This window comes from Klebsiella sp. OBRC7 (assembly GCF_000293135.1).
Classification (GTDB): domain Bacteria; phylum Pseudomonadota; class Gammaproteobacteria; order Enterobacterales; family Enterobacteriaceae; genus Klebsiella; species Klebsiella michiganensis.
In genome coordinates this window covers 1-15,226 of the sequence record NZ_ALNJ01000092.1, presented here as the reverse complement: position 1 = coordinate 15,226, position 15,226 = coordinate 1, and the positions used below count along the sequence as shown (strand labels likewise).

The following is a 15,226-nucleotide window of genomic DNA, read 5'->3' as shown; positions in this document are numbered from 1 at the left end:
AACGTAATCACCCGCATGCCGATGCGATTCACGTCGCGGGCTGGGTGAGCCTTTTTACGCTGCACGTCATCTGGCCGTTTTTATGGATCTGGGCCACGCTTTACCGGCCAGAACGCGGCTGGGGCATGCAGCATCGGCGGGACGAGACGCCGTCTGAGGCGGCGGAAGAGGGGGACGACATCAGCGAACTGCGCCAGCGGGTTATCGCGCTCGAGCAGCAAATAACCGGTCTCAGACCGTCAGCTCAACCTCCTTCGGTGGAGAAATAACTCATGGATCTGCTGATTATTTTGACCTATGTGGCGATTGCCTGGTCGATATTTAAAATATTTAAGATCCCGGTAAATAAATGGACGGTTCCCACCGCGGCGCTGGGCGGCGTATTTATTGTTAGCGCGCTTATCTTATTAATGAACTACAACCATCCGTATACCTTTACCGCGCAAAAAGCGGTTATTTCTATTCCTATTACGCCGCAGGTTACCGGGGTGGTCAGCAGCGTCACGGATAAAGCAAATCAACGGGTTAAAAAGGGCGAGGTGCTGTTTACCATCGATCCGGTGCGTTATCAGGCGCGGGTGGACAGGCTACAGGCCGACCTTGTTACCGCGCTGCACAGTATCAATACCCTTAAAGCCCAGCTTTCTGAGGCTCAGGCCAACACCACGCGCGTTTCGGCGGAGCGCGACCGTCTGTATAAGGATTATCAGCGCTACCTGAAAGGAAGCCAGGCGCGGGTCAATCCGTTTTCGGAAAGCGATATCGATAATGCCCGGCAAAACTACCTCGCCCAGGATGCGATGGTGAAAGGATCGGTGGCGGAGCAGGCGCAAATTCAGAGCCAGCTCGACAGCATGATAAACGGCGAACAGTCGCAGGTGGTAAGCCTGCGCGCGCAGCTGGCGGAGGCGAAATATAACCTCGATCAGACGACCGTGCGCGCGCCCAGCGATGGCTATATCACCCAGGTGTTAATTCGTCCTGGGACCTATGCCGCCTCGCTGCCGCTGCGTCCGGTGATGGTCTTTATCCCCCAGCAAAAACGGCTGATTGTGGCGCAGTTCCGGCAAAATTCGCTGCTCAGGCTGGAGAAGGGCGACGATGCTGAAGCGGTGTTCAACGCCCTGCCGGGACAGGTCTTTCGCGGCAAGCTGGTGAGCATCCTGCCAGTCGTACCGGGGGGAACATACCAGGCGCAGGGCACGCTGCAGGCGTTGACGGTGACGCCGGGCACCGACGGCGTGCTGGCGACCATTGAGCTGGAGCCCGACGCCGCCGTAGACGCCCTGCCTGACGGCATTTACGCCCAGGTGGCGGTCTACTCCGATCATTTCACCCACGTTTCGGTGATGCGCAAGGTGCTGCTGCGGATGACCAGCTGGATGCACTATCTCTATCTGGACCATTAGCGGGGTCAGTCCGGCATGAGGTGATTTCTCTCTCTGCTATTTGCCTGCGCCTGCGCCATACTTACTACTTTGTTGGCGAAAGGAGCAGGCAATGAAACTGATCGGCAGCTACACCAGTCCCTTTGTGCGCAAAATTTCCGTCATACTGCTGGAAAAAGCGATTCCCTTCGAGTTCGTCAACGAATTCCCTTATCACGAGACCAACGGCGTGGCGCAGTATAATCCGCTGGGAAAAGTCCCCGCCCTGGTCACCGACGACGGTGACTGCTGGTACGACTCGCCCATTATTGCGCAATATCTGGAGCTGCTCGGCATCGCGCCGGATATGCTGCCTGCGGCACCGAAGGCTGCGCTGAAATTGCGTCAAATTGAAGCGCTGGCCGATGGCGTGATGGAGGCTGCGCAAACGCTGGTACGGGAGAAAACGCGCCCGGCGGCCCAGCAGTCGGAAAGCGAACTGCTGCGCCAGCGCGAAAAAATCGCGCGCGGGCTTGATGCGCTGGAAGGGTATGCCAGTGACGGCACGTTGCGTCCTGATGAGGTTAATCTGGCAACCATTTCGACCGCCTGCGCCATTGCTTATCTCAATTTCCGCCGCGTCGCGCCGGGCTGGTGCGCCACCCGACCGAAGCTGGTTCGGCTGGTGGATTCCCTCTTTCAGCGCGCCAGCTTTGCGCGCACCGAACCGCCGGTGAGTTGACCCAGACAGGTAACAGTTTTTGCGCGGAGGTATTACAATTGCCGCTCATTTGTTGACTCCCTCTCCCGTCGGGAGGGGGGAAAATAGGTTCATTCATGACTAGCGAAATTCGTGCGCTTTATACCCGGCTTCCGGCCATCGACCGTTTACTCCGCGACCCCGCGTTTTCACCGCTGTTGATGCAATATGGTCACTCCCAGACGGTGGCGCTGCTGCGTCAGATGCTGGACGAGGCTCGGGAATATATCCGTCTGAACCAGGCGCTGCCGGGCTGGTGCGAAGCGTGGCTGATGGAGACCTCGCGTCGTTTGAGCCAAACGCAACAGAGCGCGCTGCGCCCGGTGTTCAACCTGACCGGTACCGTGCTGCACACCAACCTTGGGCGGGCGATTCAGGCGGAAGCGGCGGTGGAGGCGGTAACCCAGGCGATGCGCGCGCCGGTGACGCTGGAATACGATCTTGACGATGCCGGACGCGGCCACCGCGATCGCGCGCTGGCCGACCTGCTTTGCCAGATCACCGGCGCGGAAGACGCCTGTATCGTCAACAATAACGCGGCGGCGGTGCTGCTGATGCTGGCGGCAACCGCCGGTGGCAGTGAGGTGGTGGTGTCGCGCGGCGAGCTGGTGGAGATCGGCGGCGCGTTCCGTATTCCCGACGTGATGCGCCAGGCGGGCTGCGTCCTGCATGAGGTCGGAACTACGAACCGCACCCACGCGAAAGATTATCGCCAGGCCGTTAATGACAATACCGGCCTGCTGATGAAGGTGCACACCAGCAACTACAGCATCGAGGGCTTTACTAAAGCGGTCGATGAAGCGGCGCTGGCGGAGATTGGCCGCGAACTGAATATCCCGGTGGTGGCCGATCTCGGCAGCGGCTCGCTGGTGGATTTAAGCCAGTACGGCCTGCCGAAAGAGCCGATGCCGCAGGAGATGATTGCCGCCGGCGTCAGCCTGGTGAGCTTCTCCGGCGATAAACTGCTGGGCGGCCCACAGGCGGGAATTATCGTCGGTAAAAAAGCGCTGATCGCGCGTTTGCAGAGCCATCCGCTTAAGCGCGCCCTGCGGGCGGATAAAATGACCCTCGCGGCGCTGGAGGCCACGCTGCGCCTCTATCTGCATCCGGAAAAGCTCGCCGCTGAACTGCCGACCCTGCGTCTGCTGACTCGCCAGGCGGACGAGATCCGCCTGCAGGGCGAGCGCATGCGGGCCGCGCTGGCTGCACATTATGCTGATTTTGACCTGCGGGTCGAGCCATGCCTGTCGCAGATCGGCAGCGGCTCGCTGCCGGTGGACCGCTTGCCCAGCGCGGCGTTGACGTTGACTCCGCGCGATGGGCGCGGCAGTCGGCTGGAAGCTCTGGCGGCACGCTGGCGTCAGTTGCCCGTGCCGGTTATTGGCAGGATCTACGATGGCCGCCTGTGGCTGGACCTGCGCTGTCTTGAGGATGAATCCCGGTTTATGGAGATGTTATTGAGATGATTATTGCCACCGCCGGACACGTTGACCACGGCAAAACCACGCTGCTGCAGGCGATTACCGGCATCAACGCCGATCGCCTGCCGGAAGAGAAAGCGCGCGGGATGACTATCGACCTCGGCTACGCCTACTGGCCGCAGTCCGACGGGCGGGTGCTGGGTTTTATCGACGTCCCCGGCCACGAAAAGTTTTTGTCCAATATGCTGGCCGGCGTTGGCGGTATCGATCACGCGCTGCTGGTGGTGGCCTGCGATGATGGGGTGATGGCGCAGACGCGCGAGCATCTGGCGATCCTCCAGCTTACCGGGCAGCCGACGTTAACCGTGGCGCTGACCAAAGCGGACCGCGTAGAAACGGCGCGGGTTGAGGAAGTGAAGGCGGAGGTCGAGGCGGTACTGGCGGAGTTCGGCTTTACCGGCGCGACCCTGTTTGCCGTCGCGGCGACGGAAGGTCTGGGTATCGCCGGGCTGCGCGAGCATCTCCTGCAGCTCTCCGCGCGCGCGCACCCGCAGCATCAGCGCTTTCGCCTGGCCATCGACCGGGCATTTACCGTCAAAGGCGCGGGGCTGGTGGTTACCGGGACCGCGTTATCCGGCGAGGTCAACGTTGGCGATACGCTGTGGCTGACCGGCGTGGATAAACCGATGCGCGTGCGCGGTCTGCACGCGCAGAATCAGCCGGTTGAGCAGGCCTGGGCCGGCCAGCGCATTGCCCTGAACATTGCCGGCGATGCGCAAAAAGTGGAGCTCAACCGCGGCGACTGGCTGCTGGCGGAACCGCCGCCGGAAGCCTCTGAGCGGGTCATCGTTGAACTGCAGTGCCATACGCCGCTTAGCCAGTGGCAGCCGCTGCATATCCACCACGCCGCCAGCCATATTACCGGCCGCGTGTCGCTGCTCGAAGGCGCGCTGGCGGAGCTGGTTCTCGATACGCCGCTGCGGCTGGCGGATAACGACCGTCTGGTGCTGCGCGATATTTCTGCGCGCCTGACGCTGGCCGGTGCGCGAGTGGTGACCCTCAATCCGCCGCGCCGGGGCAAGCGTAAGCCGGAGTATTTGCAGTGGCTGCACGCGCTGGCCGCCGCGCAGGGCGATGACGTCCAGGCGCTGGATATTCACCTCCAGCGCGATGCGGTGCGCCTCGATGATTTCGCCTGGGCGCGTCAGCTCAGCCGCGGTGGCCTCAACGCGCTGATTCAGCGCCCTGACTATCTGCAGGCGGGAAATAGCCTGCTGAGCGCCCCGCTCGCCGCGCGCTGGCAGCGGAAGCTGCTCGATGCCCTGGCGCGCTATCACGATCAGCATCGCGATGAGCCAGGACCGGGCCGCGAACGCCTGCGGCGTATTGCGCTGCCGATGGAAGATGAAGCGCTGGTGCTGCTGTTGATTGAGCAGATGCGCGAAAGCGGCATTGTTCACAGCCACCACGGCTGGCTGCATCTGCCGGAGCATAAAGCGGGCTTTACCGACGAGCAGCAGGCCATCTGGCAGCGGGTTGCCGGGCTGTTTGCCGATGAGCCATGGTGGGTACGCGATCTGGCGCGTGAAGCCAACGTAGAAGAGTCGTTAATGCGGGCGGTATTACGCCAGGCGGCGCAGCAGGGGATGATTACCGCGATCGTGAAAGATCGCTACTATCGCAACGATCGGATTGTGGCGTTTGCCAAAATGATCCGCGATCTGGATCTGGAAAGGGGCTCAACCTGCGCGGCGGATTTCCGCGATACGCTGAACGTCGGGCGCAAGCTGGCGATTCAGATCCTCGAATATTTCGACCGTATCGGCTTTACCCGTCGTCGCGGCAATGACCATATTCTGCGCGATAAGGCATTGTTCCTTTAGCATAAGCAGGTAGTCCCGGGTCGCGGCGTGAACGCCTTACCCGGGCTACGATAACGCACAAACCTTGTCGCCCCGGTAAGCGCAGCGCCACCGGGGAATGCTCACACTCACATTTACGCTTCCGCTTCGTTCACCCAGATGCGCATCTCCCCTTCGCCGCGGTTGGCCCAGCTAAACCACGGAATAAAGGTTAATACTTGCGGCTGACGGGAGGACGGCGCGCGGTCATAGTGCCATAGGGCCTGGTTTTCGGCATCTTTCGCCGTTTGCTTATAACCCGGCGCCTGGAGAAGTATCTTGCGGGCAAAAATCCCTTTGCCTTCGACAGTGCTAAACCGGGCGTCGCGCGGCAGCTGCAGGTTATGCAATTGCTCGCCGTTATCCGCCTGCTCCAGGCAGTAAACCAGCGGACCGCGCTGGACGGCGACCTGGCCTGCCTGGTGGCGCACCAGCGGGTTACCGTAAATGCGGCGCACCGGCATCGGCAGGGTTAACTGTAGCGTGTCGCCCTCCCGCCAGAGATGGCTGATGTGCAGATACCCTTTGCGCACGTCCTGCGTAACCGGCGCGCCGTTGAGCGTGACCTGCGGCTTATCGCACCAGTCCGGCAGACGCAACGCCAGGGTATGATTAACCGGTGAAGATGAATCGATGACTATCTTCACCTGTTCCTGCCACGGATAGTTGCCGCTGATGCGCAGGCGTAGCGCCTCATTGCCCACCGGGATCTCCACGCTGTTGCCGATATACAGGTTGATGTACAGGGCGTCGTCGTGCGGCGTGTAGATATAGTGCCCCAGCGAGGTCAGCACCCGTGCGATATTCGGCGGGCAGCAGGCGCAGCCGAACCAGCGCTGACGGACGGGCTTAACGTGATCGTAAATATGGTTGAATTTTAAGGATTTTGGATGCACTTCCAGCGGATTGACGTAGAAGAAGTGCTTGCCGTCGAGCGCCATTCCACCCAGCACGGTGTTATACAGCGCGCGCTCCATCACGTCGGCATATTGGCTGTCGGCTTCCATCTCCAGCATCCGGCGGGCAAACATCATCAGGCCAATGGAAGCACAGCTTTCGGCATAGACCGTGTCGTTTGGCAGGTCATAGTCGCTGCTGAAGGCCTCCCCGCTGCTCTGCGAACCGATGCCGCCGGTGATATACAGCTGACGCCGGGCCATATTTTTCCACAGGCGCAGGCAATCCCGGCGCTTGCCCTCGTCCTGACTTAAACGGGCGAGGTGGGCAACGCCGGTCATCAGATAGACGAAACGCACCGCGTGGCCGATGGCGACCGGCTGTTCGGAAATCGGCTGATGTGCCTGACTGTAGGGTTTATCCATCACCATCCACGCCGGACCGTAGGTGTTCCAGTAGGAGGTTTTGCCGCGCTTCTCGTATTCGATATCGTAAAAATGCGGCTGCGTTCCGCGCGCCTCAACGAAGTACTTCACCAGCGCCATATAGCGCGGCTCCTGAGTGACGTCATACAGGCGCATTAACGCCAGCTCGATTTCCGGATGGCCAGGGTAGCCGTGCAGCTGGTTATCTCCGGGGCCAAACACGCTATCGATGTGGTCGGCGAGGCGGCAGACGACATCCAGCAGACGACGTTTGCCGGTGGCCTGGAAGAAGGCGACACCCGCTTCAATCATGTGCCCGGCGCAGTACAATTCGTGGCATTCGGCGAGGTTGGTCCAGCGCTCCTCTGGCGCTTTGACCGTGAAATATGTATTCAGATAGCCATCTTCACACTGGGCGGCTGCGACCAGTTCAATCACCTCATCGGCGGTTTTTTCCAGCCCGGGGTCCGGCTTCTGACATAGCGACCAGGCCACCGCCTCCAGCCATTTCGCCACGTCGCTGTCCTGAAAGACCATGCCGTAGAATTCGCCCTCCTGTCGCCCGGCGGCGATGCGGAAGTTCTCTATCGCATGGCTCGGGTCCGCCTCCTCGATACGGTCGTTAAGCGCATCCCACTGATAAGGGATCACCACATCGCGCACCAGCTGCTGGTACTGGCCGAGGAACGGGTCGTTGATTTTCAGTTTGTGCAGATCGACTTCCATAACAGACATGACGGACTCCTTAAGGCTGAACATGACGCGTACGCAGATCGCTGGCGATGCGCGCCATCATCGGATTGTTGAGCTTGCAGGCGCGAATGGAAAAGGCCAGCAGCAGATGGAACAGGGCGGGCAGCAGGGTCTCCATGGAGGCGATACCCGCCAGTGATGATGCCGTTTGGTTTTCCACGCCCGGCTGATAGGCCACGTAGATAAACACGAGGCTGATAATGCCGGCGCTGGAGGCCCACGCCAGCTTGATAAAGAACAGGTTAAAGGCGAAGTTCATCCCGGAAGAACGCACGCCGGTTTTCCATTCGCCGTAGTCGTCGGAGAAGGCCATCAGCGAAAAGTGCAGCGGTAGGGTAAAGCCGAGAATAATGCCGTTGCCGAGAATGACGACCAGCCACAGGGTCTGGTACGCCTGCCCGGTTGGCAAAAACCACATCGCCACGGCCAGCGTGGCCAGCACCAGGTTGGTGTAGTAGTAGAGTTTGACGGTATCAAAGCGGCGCGAGAGCAGGTTGATGATGACGGAGCCCGCAATCGAGGCGAAGGTTACCATGGTGAAGAATAGCGAGGTGTAGCCGGTGGAGCCGCCCAGCACGTAGGTGATGAAGTACATGTATCCGCCGCCGCGGATATTGAAGACGTTGATGAGCAGAAATGACATCACCAGCATCAGCAGCAGCTGGTCGTTTTTACGCAGCCCGGCGATGTGCTCGCGCAGGGTAAATTTCCCCATGACATCCAGCGAGACGCGTTCGCGAACCCAGAAGAAGCAGCACAGGAACATCGCCACCGCGATGGCGCAGAGTACGCCGACGCCGTACTGATACCCCTGTGCGGTATCGCCCTGGCCGAGCGCTTTTACCATCCACGGCAGCCCAACGGAGACTAAGAATCCCGCCACGCCGCACAGGACAAAACGCCATGCCTGGCACGAGATAACCTCGCTATGACGCGTGGTCATCGTGTTGATCAGCGCGCAGTAGGGGACGTTTATCGCGGTGTAACTCACCGACAGCAGCAGATAGGTGCCGAACGCCCAGGCGATTTTTACCCCCATGCTGGCGTCGGGCACGGTAAACGTCAGGACGCCGATAACGCCGATCGGCACGGCAATCCAGAGCTGCCAGGGACGAAAGCGTCCCCAGCGGCTCTGGGTACGGTCGGCCAGCACGCCCATAATCGGGTCGGAAACGGCGTCGAAAACGCGCAGGGCCAGAAACAGGGTCCCGACCAGCGCGGGCGTCAGGCCGAAGACATCGGTATAGAAAAAAGTTAAAAAGTTCATGATCAGGCAGGTAATCACCGTCCCGCCCGCGTCGCCCAATCCGTAGCCTATTTTTTCCCGAAGGGATAATTTGTCGTCCTGGGCACGCTGTGCCAAATCAGTTGTGGTAATCGGAGCCGAAGTCATAAATAACTCCCGGAGATGATGTGCGAATAATATCCCGCTGAAGTGCGGGCTTTAATTGTGTTATTTGCAAATTACGTTATTTATTCTGCACTAAATGTTGGGGGCAACAAGGGAAGGAAAAAGTATAAAAAGAGGACGATTCCGACCTGATGGTAAAAATGTGATTTCGATCCAGCAGACGGCTATTTTATCGTGAATAATCAAAGGTAACAGGGGTTATTAATGCTATTAAAAGCGGAATATTGAATGTCTATGCTTGAATTGTCCATGTCACTTCCGATTAAGGTGCAAAATGGTGGGTTGTTTATTTCCCGAGGCATCGGTAGCCATCCGGCTCGTCAGCTTCACTCCTGGGAAATAATCTTTGTGGAAAAAGGGACATTAACGATCCGCGAAAACAACGAGATTTTTAGCGTCAACGCCGGGGAAAGTTTATTGCTCTGGCCGCAGCGTTTACACGTCGGAATTGGACAATTTCCGGCAGATTTAAAATTCTACTGGCTGCATTTTGAAGTGACCTCCGGTGAAAACGTTTCGCTGCCTGAAGCGCTGCTGTCGATTCCGCAGCACGCGCGCGTCAGCGAGCCGCAGTATATTATTTCGTTGTTCCGCCAATTCTTACGCGAGCAGGAAAATATTCATCGTAGCGTGGCGCTGGAGCTGATCCTGCTGCTGATTCTGCAGCAAGTTTCGGCGGCAGCGGGCGAACAGCCCGCCGACAGCCCCGGCAACGCGCTGGCGTGGAGAGCGCAGCAAATCATTCGTACCCGGTTTCATCTGCCCCTTTCCGCATCCACGCTGGCGCGGGAGCTGCACTGCAACGCCGATTATCTGGGGCGGATTTATCGCCATGTTTTCCGGCTGACCTTAACCGAAGCGCTGCACCGTCAGCGGGTGAGGGCGGCGGAAAAGCTGCTTATCAGCGATTCCCTGTCGCTCACCGAGGTGGCGATGAAATGCGGATTTAACGACGTCGGCTATTTTCGCAAGATTTTCCGTAAGCATACCAGCCTGACGCCCGCGACGTGGAAGCGTCGTTACTGCAAGGAACATATTAATTCGGCGTAGGGTTGAGGGGGTTTTCCCGCCGGGGACGCGTAGCCCGGACAGATGCGTAGCATCGCCTCCGGGAAAGTTCTGCAACATCCTGCACGCTTCCCCCGGGGGCGGCGCAAAGCGCCTTGCCCGGGCTACGGGACCGCAGACCGCCGGTAGCCCGGATAAGGCGTTCGCCGCCATCCGGGAGTCCCGCGGTGTTAGTTTTGCCCGTAATAGGCATTCGCGCCGTGTTTACGCAGGTAGTGTTTATCGAGCAGTTCAGACTGCATATCCGGCAGCTGTGGCGCCAGCTGGCGCGAGAACAGGCCCATATAGGCGCACTCTTCAAGTACCACGGCGTTATGTACGGCGTCGGCCGCATCTTTACCCCAGGCAAACGGGCCGTGCGAATGGACTAATACCGCCGGGATTTGCGCCGGATCCAGACCGCGCTGTTCAAAGGTTTTGATAATCACTTCGCCGGTCTGATACTCATACTCCCCGTTAATCTCCTCAAAGGTCATCGGCCGGGTGCAGGGGATGGCGCCATAAAAATAGTCGGCGTGGGTGGTGCCCCAGGCGGGGAGATCGAGACCGGCCTGCGACCAGATCGTCGCATGGCGGGAGTGGGTATGCACGATCCCGCCGATCTGCGGATAGCGACGATAAAGCGCCAGATGCGTTGGCGTATCCGAAGAGGGTTTTTTACCGCCTTCAACGACCTTACCGCTGGCGATCTCTACGACCACCATATCGTCGGCGGTCATCACCTCATATTCGACGCCGGAGGGCTTAATGACCATCAGACGGCGCGTTTCATCCACCGCGCTGACGTTGCCCCAGGTAAAGGTGACCAGCCGGTGCGCCGGGAGCGCCAGGTTTGCCGCCAGCACCTCGGCTTTCAGTTGCTCTAACATGTGAAACCTCCTTCCTGCATCCGTGATTCAATCCAGCGCCGGGCCTGGATAATCTCCAGCACCGGTTCGCTGGCCTTCTCCGTCCACATCTCAATCAGAAACGAACCGCGGTAGTTCAGCTCATGCAGCGTCTTAAAGATGCCGACAAAATCGACGCATCCTTCGCCGAACGGCACGTCGCGGAACTGGCCCGGGCTATCGTCGGTCACGGGCAGCGTGTCTTTCAGGTGGATGGCGGCGATACGATCGATACCCAGTTTCAGCTCGGCGGTGACGTCGTTCCCCCAGGCGCTGAGGTTGCCGACGTCCGGATAGACGGTAAACCACGGTGACGAAAGCCTCTCGTCCCACTTTTTCCATTTGCTGATGGAGTTCATAAAGGCGGTATCCATGATCTCCACCGCCAGCATCACCTGCGCGGCGGCGGCCTGTTCTACCGCCCAGGCCAGCCCTTCGGCAAAACGCTGCCGGGTGCCTTCATCGTGCTCTTCGTAATAGACGTCGTAACCCGCCAGCTGAATAGTACGAATCCCCAGATCGCGCGCCAGGCGGATGGCTTTAGTCATAATCTCCCGCGCCCGCTCGCGTACCGCCTCGTCGCGGCTGCCAAAGGGGAAACGGCGATGGGCGGACAGGCACATTGAGGGAATAGCGACGCCGGTTTCCAGCATCGCGCTCACCAGCGATGCCCGCTGGGCCGATGTCCACTCCAGGCGCGAAAGGCGTTCGTCGGTCTCGTCCACCGACATTTCGACAAAATCAAAACCGCAGCTTTTGGCCAGCACCAGCCGTTCAGGCCAGCTGAGATCCTTCGCCAGCGCTTTTTCATAAATACCTAACGGGTGGTTACGCATGCTGTTCTCCCCAGATAGCGTCGATTTGCGCGTGGAATTCGGCGGCAACCCGTGCCGGATGGGCAGCGCCTGCCAGTGCGCGCCCGGCAATAAACGCTTTGACGTTGATATCCTTGAACAGCGGCAGATCGGCCGGGGTAATCCCGCCGGTGATCGATAGCTCAAGGCCAATGTCGGAGAGCGCTTTCATGCGCGCCAGATCCGCCTCCCCCCACTGCTGTCCGCTGGCCTGGGCATCGCGTCCGCGATGGTAAATTGCCTGATGGACGCCGGTACGGTACCAGGCGCGGGCGTCATCCAGCGTCCAGTTGCCGAACAGCTCCATCTGAATTTCACCGCCGCAGGCCTGGGCCACGGCGTGGCCTTTCTCGACCGTGGCGAGCGGCGCGGCGCAGATGACGGTCATCCAGTTGGCGCCAGCGCCAAAGGCCTGCTGCGCCAGGGTTTCACCGGCGTCGGCGACTTTCCAGTCGGCGACGATGATCTTCTGCGGACACTGGGCGCGCAGGGCTGCAACTGCGTTAAGCCCCTCGGTCAAACAGAGGATGGTCCCCGCCTCCACGATATCAACGTGATCCTGTAGCAGGGCGACATCGCGCTGCGCAGCCTGAAGGCTGGTGTGGTCTAGCGCCAGCTGCAGTAATGGTCGGCTCATAATGCGTGCTCCTTAATACGGACGTGATAGCCCTGTAGTGCTTCAATCAAATGCAGGTAGTGGCGGTATTTGCGCTGATAGCGCGCGTGGGCGGTCATATCGGGCAGCAGCGTGCGTACCGGGTGCTGCCGGGCGCGCCGGGCTTCGCTAAAGCTGCGGTATACGCCGGTGCCGACGCGCGCCGCGAGGGCAGCGCCAAAGCAGCCGGTCTCTTCCACCTGCGGCAGTTCAATGCGTAAGCCGCTGACGTCCGCCAGCATTTGCATCCACACGTCGGAGTGCGCCGGACCGCCGGTGACGCGCAGAGCCTGAACGCTTGTAAAGCGTTCGCGCATACGGTTGAGATGGGTCATATGGCTGAAGACCACGCCTTCATAAACCGCCTGCAGCAGGTGCGCGCGGGTATGCAGCGCCTGCATGCCGTAAAAGCCGCAGGTCATCTCCAGCCCGGCGTTGCTGCCGTAGAGAAACGGCAGAAAAAACAGTTCGCTCCCGGCTTTCGGCAGGCTGGCAACGGCCTGATTGATCTCATCAAACGAGAGATCGCCCCACTGGGCGGTAAACCATTCGAGGTTGCCGGACGAGGTCGGGCTGGCTTCGTGAACGATATACTGGCCGTCATTGACGTAGCGGCCATAGACATAAGGATGGGCTTCGTGCTCGCGCAAACCGTTGGCGATCCCGCTGGTAACCGCCCAGGTTCCCATTACCGCATTGAGGGCCGATTCATCCTCAATCCCGGCGCAAAGGGCGGTGGAGACCACGTCAAACAGGCCGCCAACGACGGGAGTACCCGCCGCCAGACCGGTTAAAGCGGCTGCCTGAGCGGTGATCTCCCCGCAAATTTCGGCTGACCCTACAACGGGGGGCAGCGCGTTATCGATTTCACCGATGCCCAGCCACTCGGTCAGGCGCGGGTCGTACTGGCCTGTGGCCATGTTGTAGAGGTTGGACTCGGAGATGTTGCTCTCCTCGCAGCCTTTCACGCCGGTTAAGCACCAGCGCAGATAGTCATGCGTCATCATGACGCAGCCTATCTGCGCATAGCGCTGAGGTTCATTGTCTTTCATCCAGCGTAAAAGGGAGACCGGATGCCCGGTCCATAACGTTTGTCGGGTAATGGGGTAGAGTTGTTCCGGAATACCATCCTGCTGCCATTGATGGATGATGCCCATCGCGCGCCTATCGGATGAGAGGATTGCCGCTCCCAGCGGTTTGTCATTTTTATCGAGTAAAAACAGACCCTTGCCTTGCGCTGAGATGCCTACGCCGCGGATGCGGGTATTGTCGATGCCGGTACGTGAGAGCAATGTGGCGATAACCGCAGCACACTGTTGCCATAACGCATACATGTCGCGCTCTGCTCTACCCGGCTGTGGACTGAGCGTGCGCAGCGGCAGGCGCTCTACGCCTGCCTCCCGGCCTTCACGGTCATACAATCCGGCTTTCAGCCAGCTTCCGCCGCAGTCTAACCCCAGCCAGTAATCGCGCATAACTTATTGCACCTCATCAACGGCTTTCAGGAGATCTGCGCCCTGAGGGCTGTCTTTCAGGAACATATCGCGTACCTGGCTACCGAGCACATCGCTAAAGGCTTTACGATCGATATCGGTCAGAACTTCCACTCCGGCTTGCTTCATGCCGTCGATGATTTTTTGCTGATCTTCGGCGACCAGTTTGCGCTGATAGTCGCCGGCTTCTTTGGCGGAACTTAGCAGCGCTTCCTGAAACTGCGGGCTTAAAGAATCGAATTTGGTTTTATTGATCACCAGCAGCAAAGGAGAATAAGCGTGGTGAGTCAGAGAAAGGTACTTTTGTACTTCATAGAATTTGGCCGACCAGACAACATTAATAGGATGTTCCTGGGCATCAATCGTGCGGGTTTCCAGCCCGGTATAGACTTCGGAGAACGGCATCGGAATCGGGTTCGCACCAAAGATTTTAAAAGCCGCGATATTCATTGGGCTGTTATTGGTACGAATTTTTAACCCTTTTAGATCGGCAGGGTTTTTTACCGGCGCACGGGAGTTGGTAACGTCACGCCAGCCATTTTCCCAGTACGCGAGAACTTTTAGTCCTTTTGACTCGAGTGATTTTTTCAGTTCATCGCCGACTTTACCGTCGAGCGTTTTATGCGCATGTGGGGTATCGCGAAACAGGAATGGAACATCAAGTAAGTTGAATACCGGGGCCAGGCCGGTGAAATTGTTTGAACCGGACATTTCCATATCAATGGTTCCGCCACGCACCCCGCTGATCATCGCCTGTGCGTTACCTAATGTGCTGTCAGGAAAAAGTTTTAAGGCCAACTCGCCATTGGTTTTTTCTTTTAATAATTCGTTGAATTTTTTCGCAGCAATATGTTGGGAGTCAGTCTGCGGTGTTTCATAACCAAAACGTAAAGACTGCGCCGCCAGAGACGACATGCTGAAAACTGTCAGACCAGCTATGAATAATGAACGAGCAATAACATGTAATTTCATAATATTATCCTTTAATTAATCCATTTAAGCGGTGTGGTAATTAGCTCGGGAATAAAAATAAACAGAACCAGCAGCGATATCAGGACGGCAACGTACGGGAATACGCCTCTCACCGCGTCATCAAACTTTAATTTTGCTACGCCGGATATCACGTTAAGAACGTTACCGACCGGCGGTGTGATTAACCCTATAGAGCAGTTAATGATGAACATGACTCCGAAATAAATAGGGTCGATGCCTGCTTCTTTAACCAGCGGTAATAATACGGGGGTAAGAATTAGCACCGTTGGCGTTAAATCCATCACCATACCCACGACCATAATTGAGATCATAATGACGATAAATAAGAGTCGCGGAGAGTC

At 58.5% G+C, this 15,226-nt stretch carries 14 protein-coding genes; 6 read left to right on the top strand and 8 right to left on the bottom strand.

Annotated elements, in window-relative coordinates; all coding sequences use genetic code 11:
• From HMPREF1144_RS19340 to selB, 5 genes are all read left to right on the top strand, one after another.
• Positions 1 to 269: DUF3302 domain-containing protein (locus tag HMPREF1144_RS19340; RefSeq protein WP_042928082.1), on the top strand; the 269-nt coding region annotated here is incomplete at its 5' end.
• Between the two features lie 3 nt (positions 270 to 272).
• A complete protein-coding gene (locus HMPREF1144_RS19335) occupies positions 273 to 1,409 on the top strand; it encodes an HlyD family secretion protein (protein ID WP_004855442.1) in 1,137 nt (378 codons plus the stop codon).
• Positions 1,410 to 1,500: 91 nt separating this feature from the next.
• Complete coding sequence (locus HMPREF1144_RS19330) at positions 1,501 to 2,109, top strand: glutathione S-transferase (protein ID WP_009653712.1); 609 nt, start codon at positions 1,501 to 1,503, stop codon at positions 2,107 to 2,109.
• 95 nt (positions 2,110 to 2,204) lie between these two features.
• Positions 2,205 to 3,593, top strand: a complete 1,389-nt coding sequence (selA, locus tag HMPREF1144_RS19325) for an L-seryl-tRNA(Sec) selenium transferase (RefSeq protein WP_009653709.1) — start codon at positions 2,205 to 2,207, stop codon at positions 3,591 to 3,593.
• Positions 3,590 to 5,431 carry a selenocysteine-specific translation elongation factor gene (gene selB / locus HMPREF1144_RS19320; protein WP_009653704.1) on the top strand — a complete coding sequence of 614 codons (1,842 nt, stop codon included), beginning with the start codon at positions 3,590 to 3,592 and terminating at the stop codon, positions 5,429 to 5,431. Before selA ends, selB begins: the two co-directional genes overlap by 4 nt.
• Positions 5,432 to 5,544: 113 nt before the next feature.
• Here selB and HMPREF1144_RS19315 read toward each other — a convergent pair whose 3' ends face one another.
• Complete coding sequence (locus tag HMPREF1144_RS19315) at positions 5,545 to 7,506, bottom strand: glycoside hydrolase family 127 protein (protein ID WP_009653705.1); 1,962 nt, start codon at positions 7,504 to 7,506, stop codon at positions 5,545 to 5,547.
• Positions 7,507 to 7,516: 10 nt separating this feature from the next.
• Complete coding sequence (locus HMPREF1144_RS19310) at positions 7,517 to 8,917, bottom strand: MFS transporter (protein WP_004855432.1); 1,401 nt, start codon at positions 8,915 to 8,917, stop codon at positions 7,517 to 7,519.
• 252 nt (positions 8,918 to 9,169) lie between these two features.
• On the opposite strand from HMPREF1144_RS19310, the gene HMPREF1144_RS19305 reads away from it, so the two are divergent.
• Entirely contained in the window at positions 9,170 to 9,985 is an 816-nt protein-coding gene (locus HMPREF1144_RS19305; RefSeq protein WP_042928083.1) for a helix-turn-helix domain-containing protein, read from the top strand.
• A 188-nt stretch (positions 9,986 to 10,173) separates the two neighbouring features.
• Here the strand turns inward: HMPREF1144_RS19305 and araD are convergent, their stop codons facing one another.
• From araD to HMPREF1144_RS19275, 6 genes are all read right to left on the bottom strand, one after another.
• Positions 10,174 to 10,872, bottom strand: coding sequence for an L-ribulose-5-phosphate 4-epimerase (gene araD / locus HMPREF1144_RS19300; protein WP_004855429.1), 699 nt, complete (start codon positions 10,870 to 10,872; stop codon positions 10,174 to 10,176).
• Entirely contained in the window at positions 10,866 to 11,726 is an 861-nt protein-coding gene (locus HMPREF1144_RS19295) for an L-ribulose-5-phosphate 3-epimerase (protein ID WP_009653713.1), read from the bottom strand. The genes araD and HMPREF1144_RS19295 overlap by 7 nt, the downstream gene beginning before the upstream one ends.
• A complete protein-coding gene (gene ulaD, locus HMPREF1144_RS19290) occupies positions 11,719 to 12,381 on the bottom strand; it encodes a 3-keto-L-gulonate-6-phosphate decarboxylase UlaD (protein WP_009653710.1) in 663 nt (220 codons plus the stop codon). Before ulaD ends, HMPREF1144_RS19295 begins: the two co-directional genes overlap by 8 nt.
• A complete protein-coding gene (locus HMPREF1144_RS19285) occupies positions 12,378 to 13,874 on the bottom strand; it encodes an FGGY-family carbohydrate kinase (RefSeq protein WP_004855422.1) in 1,497 nt (498 codons plus the stop codon). Before HMPREF1144_RS19285 ends, ulaD begins: the two co-directional genes overlap by 4 nt.
• 3 nt (positions 13,875 to 13,877) lie before the next feature.
• On the bottom strand, positions 13,878 to 14,864 hold the full coding sequence (gene yiaO / locus HMPREF1144_RS19280) for a 2,3-diketo-L-gulonate TRAP transporter substrate-binding protein YiaO (RefSeq protein ID WP_009653706.1): 987 nt from the start codon (positions 14,862 to 14,864) through the stop codon (positions 13,878 to 13,880).
• Between the two features lie 11 nt (positions 14,865 to 14,875).
• The coding region (locus tag HMPREF1144_RS19275) for an SLC13 family permease (RefSeq protein WP_042928081.1) at positions 14,876 to 15,226 on the bottom strand (351 nt) is incomplete at its 5' end.